This window comes from Streptomyces fuscigenes (genome assembly GCF_021556455.1).
GTDB classification, from domain to species: Bacteria; Actinomycetota; Actinomycetes; order Streptomycetales; family Streptomycetaceae; genus Streptomyces; species Streptomyces fuscigenes.
Map to the genome: position 1 here is coordinate 1 of NZ_JAKGCV010000619.1, position 2,538 is coordinate 2,538.

Below are 2,538 nucleotides of genomic sequence, written 5' to 3' on the forward strand. Positions count from 1 at the left end.
CGCCCGCGTGGCCGGCCCGCGTGCGGCCCCCGGCGCCGGAAGGCACCCGGACGCACGGCCGGCGGGCACCGTCCGACGTGGGCCCGCCCGACGTGGGCCCGCCCCGCGCGCCACCGCGTCCCGGGGCGGGCGGGCCCCGCTCCCTCGTGCGCCTTCGGCCGCGGGCCCCGCTAGGCGCCCGCCTCCAGGTCGACGGCCCGGCGGGCGAACTCCGTCGCCGCCTCGCGCACCTCCTCGGCGGTCCACTCCAGCGCCGGGGCGCCGAGCGAGACCTCCGTCGCCGCCACCCCGGGCGGCCCGCCGCCCCGCCACCACTGGCCGAAGAGGGCGACGCCGGTGTCCTCGGCCTGGCGGACGGCCGCCTCCGACAGCGTCTGCGCGTCGAAGGGCAGCCACACCTGGAACTCCTGGGTGTGCGGGGGCCGGGGATGGACGCGGAACCACGGGATACCCGGTGCCGCCGCGAAGGCCTCCGCGATCGCCTCGGCCACCAGGCGCGCGTGCGCCACGTACCGCGGCAGCTGCGGCAGGACGTGCTCCAGCCCGGCCAGTGCCGCGAGCGCCGCCGGGAACTGCTGGTACAGATTGCCGCCGTAGCGGTGCCGCCAGGACCGCGCCTCGGCGATCAAGTCCTCGGGGCCCGCGAGCACGGCGCCGGACAGCCCCCGCAGCGACTTGTAGAACGACACGTAGACGCTGTCGGCGAGGCCCGCGATCTCGTCCAGGGGCCGGCCGAAGTGGGTGGTGGTCTCCCACAGGCGGGCCCCGTCGAAGTGCACCACGGCGTCCCGCTCGCGGGCCGCGGCCACGACCTCCGTCAGCTCGTCCCAGGTGGGCAGCACGAAGCCCGCGTCCCGCAGCGGCAGCTCCAGCATCAGCGTCCCGAAGGGCTCCCCGAAGGCCGCCACCTCCTCGGCGGTCGGGAGCCGGGGCTCGGTCGTCGGATGGACCGTGCGCAGCCCGCTCAGCGCGGACAGCGCGCCCTCCTCGTGCACCTCGGGGTGCGCGAGGGGGTGCAGCGCGACGGCCGGGTTGCCGGTGCGGCCGGCCCAGGCGCGCAGCGCGACCTGCTGGGCCATCGTCCCCGAGGGGAAGAACGCGGCGGCCGGGAAGCCCAGCAGCTGAGCCACGCGGTCCTCGACGGCCGCCACGACGCCGTCCCCGTAGGTGTCGACGAACGCGTCGAGGTCGTGGACGGTGCCCGCGGTCTTCGTCATCTCCGCGAGTTCGTCGATCCGCTGCCGCAGGGTCGTGCCCGGGCCCCGGCGCAGGACGCGCCGCGCACGGGAGAAGGCGGCCTGCCTGCGGGCCCGCTGCGCCTCCTCGCCGCCGGCCGCGGCCGGACCGTGCGAGGTGTCCGGTGAAGCCGCCGCGGAGGGGCCGTCCGGCGCGGGCCCGGAGATGCCCGTCGAGGGGTCTGCCTGCTCTTTCTCGTCTGCCATGGAGCGCATCATCACCCCCGGGACAAGCCCCGGCCAAGGGTTTTCCACAGCCTGAGGACGGCGGGGACCGCTGGCGTAGCATGGCCGGAAAACGTCCGGTACCCACCGCGGACTGGAACGGAAGGCTCCACGCGTGAACCCCACACCACCGAAGGAACCCCTCGACCCCAGGGACCGCCCCGCCCGGCTCACGGTCGGCGTCGTCGGCGCGGGACGCGTGGGTCCCGCGCTCGCGGCGGCGCTCGCGCTGGCCGGGCACCGGCCGGTCGCCGTGTCGGGCGTCTCCGACGCGTCCCGGCGGCGCGCGGCCGAACTGCTGCCCGACGTGCCCCTGGTGACCCCGGCGGACGTGCTCGCCCGGGCCGAACTGGTCCTGCTGACCGTCCCGGACGACGTGCTGCCCGGGCTCGTCGAGGGCCTCGCGGAGACCGGTGCCGTACGGCCCGGACAGCTGCTCGTGCACACGTCCGGGCGCTACGATGCGCGCGTTCTCGATCCGGCGCTGCGCGCGGGCGCGCTGCCGCTGGCGCTGCACCCCGTGATGACGTTCACGGGTACCTCGGTGGACGTGCAGCGGCTGGCCGGCTGCTCGTTCGGCGTGACGGCGCCCGAGGAGCTGCGCCTCGCCGCGCAGGCACTGGTCATCGAGATGGGCGGCGAGCCCGAGTGGGTCGCCGAGGAGTCCCGCCCGCTGTACCACGCGGCGCTCGCCATCGGCTCGAACTACCTGGTGACGCTGGTCGCGCAGGCGATGGAGCTGCTGCGCACCGCGGGGGTCGCGGCACCCGACAAGATGCTCGGCCCGCTGCTCGGCGCCTCCCTGGACAACGCCCTGCGCTCGGGCGACGCGGCGCTGACGGGCCCGGTCGCGCGGGGCGACGCGGGGACGGTCGCGGCACACGTCGAGGAGCTCCGCACGCACGCGCCCGGCGCGGTCGCCGGCTATCTGGCGATGGCCAGGGCGACGGCGGACCGGGCCCTGGCGAACGGCGTGCTGAAGGCGGAGCTCGCGGAGGACCTCCTCGGCGTCCTCGCGGACGGCGGGGTGGGCGCGGGCGGCCGGGGCGCACCCGGCGGCGCCTCCGGCGACGCGGCG

The 2,538-nt window shown here is 77.2% G+C and carries 2 protein-coding genes; one reads left to right on the forward strand and one right to left on the reverse strand.

What is annotated here, in order from left to right:
• Positions 1–170 precede the first annotated feature (170 nt).
• Positions 171–1,442, reverse strand: coding sequence for a threonine aldolase family protein (locus L1885_RS27025; RefSeq protein ID WP_372482041.1), 1,272 nt, complete (start codon positions 1,440–1,442; stop codon positions 171–173).
• A gap of 133 nt (positions 1,443–1,575) precedes the next feature.
• Between L1885_RS27025 and L1885_RS27030 the strand changes: the two genes are divergently transcribed.
• On the forward strand, positions 1,576–2,538 hold a 963-nt coding region (locus tag L1885_RS27030; protein ID WP_235799784.1), incomplete at its 3' end, for a Rossmann-like and DUF2520 domain-containing protein.

Coding starts and splice junctions, on each gene's coding strand:
- L1885_RS27025 (WP_372482041.1), bottom strand. CDS start 1,442: ATGGCAGACGAGAAAGAGCAGGCAGACCCCTCGACGGGCATCTCCGGG.